The 2,630-nt window shown below is 59.1% G+C and carries 3 protein-coding genes; 1 reads left to right on the top strand and 2 read right to left on the bottom strand.

Annotated features, from left to right (window positions below; all coding sequences use genetic code 11):
- Positions 1 to 72: 72 nt before the first annotated feature.
- The gene (istB, locus tag GGQ88_RS21000) at positions 73 to 900 is read right to left on the bottom strand and encodes an IS21-like element helper ATPase IstB (protein ID WP_484549394.1); all 828 of its coding nucleotides are present in this window, start codon (positions 898 to 900) and stop codon (positions 73 to 75) included.
- Here istB and GGQ88_RS21875 point away from each other — a divergent pair.
- Complete coding sequence (locus tag GGQ88_RS21875) at positions 865 to 978, top strand: zinc finger domain-containing protein (RefSeq protein ID WP_484549393.1); 114 nt, start codon at positions 865 to 867, stop codon at positions 976 to 978. The genes istB and GGQ88_RS21875 overlap by 36 nt on opposite strands.
- On the opposite strand, the gene istA is transcribed toward GGQ88_RS21875, so the two are convergent.
- Complete coding sequence (gene istA, locus GGQ88_RS20995; protein ID WP_183615350.1) at positions 942 to 2,447, bottom strand: IS21 family transposase; 1,506 nt, start codon at positions 2,445 to 2,447, stop codon at positions 942 to 944. The two genes, GGQ88_RS21875 and istA, sit on opposite strands and share 37 nt — an antisense overlap.
- Between the last annotated feature and the right edge of the window lie 183 nt (positions 2,448 to 2,630).

The following is a 2,630-nucleotide window of genomic DNA, read 5'->3' as shown; positions in this document are numbered from 1 at the left end:
GGTGTAGCGCGACAAACCAGATGAGAATTGCGCGTCAATCAGGATGAGAATGTGATTGTCGCGGCGCGTCAATCAGTGCCGATTTTGATTGTCGCTGGCAAGGTTTGGTTTCTCATCCTGATTGTCGCGCATGGTTTCGAGAACCTTTGGTGTGGTGTATTCAGCGGGACGTCCTGCACCTGACCGTCGCGCTTGCGCGGTTCGGCGTCGATAGCTCTCAACATTCATTTCGAAGATGGTGGCGTGGTGGACGAGCCGGTCAACGGCGGCCAGGGTCATGGCCGGGTCCGGGAAGACGCGATTCCATTCTCCGAAGGGCTGATTTGCCGTGATGAGCATCGACCTGCGCTCGTAACGTGCGCTGATGAGTTCAAACAGCACGGACGTCTCGGCTTGATCACGCGAGATGTACGCGAAGTCGTCCAAGATCAGGAGGTGATACTTGTCGAGCTTGGCGATGGCAGATTCGAGCGAGAGTTCACGCCTGGCAACCTGCAGACGCTGAACAAGGTCAGAGGTTCGCGTGAACAGCACGCGCCAGCCATTCTCGACAAGTGCGAGCCCAATGGCCGCCGCAAGATGACTTTTGCCGCCGCCCGGCGGGCCAAACACGATGAGATTGGCACCCTGCTCGAGCCAGCCATCGCCAGCGCACAATGCCATGACCTGCGCCTTGGAGATCATCGGCACCGCGTCAAAGGCGAAGCAGTCGAGACTTTTGCCGGCAGGCAGATGAGCTTCTGCCAAGTGGCGCTCGATCCGTCGCCGATCGCGTTCGGCCAATTCGTGTTCGGCAAGGGCAGCGAGGAACCTGCTTGCAGGCCAGCCTTCCTTGTCGGCCTGGGCAGCGAAGTCTGACCACAAGTGCTTGATGGTAGGCAGCCGCAGCTCATTGAGCATGAGACTGAGGCGCTGGGCGTCGATTGCGAGACCTGCGGTGCTCATGCCGCAACTCCTTGTTCGATCAGACCATCGTAAATCGAGAGCGGGACGAGCTCGACGACCACTTCGGGCAGATCGGCAGGATCAGGACAGAACCTTGCTCGCAGGGAGTGGATGCAGGGAAGACGGTGCACTGCCAGATCTTCGGTCAGTATTTGGGCAAGTTCGGCTTCACAGGCCCGCTCATGGGCCATGGCAAGAAGCTCCACGGTTGTGCGGCAAGCTTCACGTTCCCCCCGAACTTCCAGCAGATGATGGAACATCAGCCGGAAGGCATCGCGCGGGAACAGGCTGTCGCGATACACCAGACCCAACAAAGCCATGGGCTTACGCCGAAGCGAATGGATGACGTGCCGATAGTCGACAATGTGTCCGTGCTTACCGTTAGCGCCAGCGCGTCCGCGCGAAAGCGTCATAAACTTTGTGCCGCCGATGAATACATCGAGCCGATCATCGTAAAGGCGCACGCGCAGGCGATGGCCAATCAGTCGCGACGGGACAGTGTAGAACACCCTGCGCAAGGTAAAGCCACCCGAGGAGGTGACTGACACCAGCACCTCCTCATAGTCGGTGGTACGGGTGTCCGGCAAAGGTTGCAGGAATTTGCGCTCAGCATCGATGCCAGGGCCGTGACGCCGGTTCCGGGCAGTCACGACTTCATCGATGAAGCGGCGATAATCGGCCAAGTTTGCAAAGTCCTTGGTGCTTCGCAGCAACAGTGCATCCTTCACCCCGGCCTTGATATGGGCGTGGGCGCTCTCGATCGCGCCATTCTCATGAGCGATGCCAGTGTTATTGCGCGTTGGCTCCATGCCAAAATGCGCACAAAGCGCGTCATAACGCTGTGTCAGATCGGCCTTGGTATCAGCATCAAGGTTGCGAAATGCCGCAGACAGGCTGTCGGTTCGGTGCAATCGTGGTGCGCCACCTGCGGACCAAAGGGCATTCTGCAGACCCTCGGCAAGAGCGACGAAGCTCTCGCCACCAAGAATGACATGCCCGTGCTCAAAGCCACCGCAGGGCAGGCGAAAATGATAAAGCAGGTGATCCAGCGCCTCCCCGGCGATGGTTACCTCCAAATCATTCATGCAGGTAAAGTCGGACAGACCCATGCGTCCCGGCTCATGCACCTGGCGGAAGATCACCTCGCGATCCTGCCCATGCAATGCGCGCCAATGGCGGATGCGCCGTTCCAGCGTTCGGCGCGAACCAAACTCGGTCTGTGGATATCGGCGCCGGAGTTCTTCGAAGATCGCTATAGGCCGCAAGCCCGGCGCCATCTCCAGCATGGGGACGACAATATCATCGAAGATGCCCGCCAACGGATCGGGACGCCTGCGTCCTCGTAAAGTTTGGCGCTGAGACGGAAGCTCGCCGCTCTCCAAAAGGCGATAGCCTGTTGCCGTGCTGAAACCAGCCTTCGCCGCTGCCAGGGCGACGGGTGCATTACGTCTGTTGTTCATGAAGAGTCTCACCTGATGATCGTTAATGTGTCGACCGGCCACACGTCAGGTCCTCCGTTCGGGAAAACCTTAAGCATAGCGGCCACCACGACCATCACAGGCACCCCGAAGCGGGACGCCTCCGGTGTGTTGGGATCGGCTTCGGGCTACGCCCTACGCCGATCCCAACACACCGGATTCTCATCTTGATTGTCGCGCTTTCTCATCCAGATCGCCGCGCGACAT

The organism is Novosphingobium hassiacum, assembly GCF_014196055.1.
GTDB classification, from domain to species: Bacteria; Pseudomonadota; Alphaproteobacteria; order Sphingomonadales; family Sphingomonadaceae; genus Novosphingobium; species Novosphingobium hassiacum.
The sequence above is the reverse complement of the archived record's forward strand: the minus strand, read 5'-3'. Positions and strand labels throughout refer to the sequence as shown.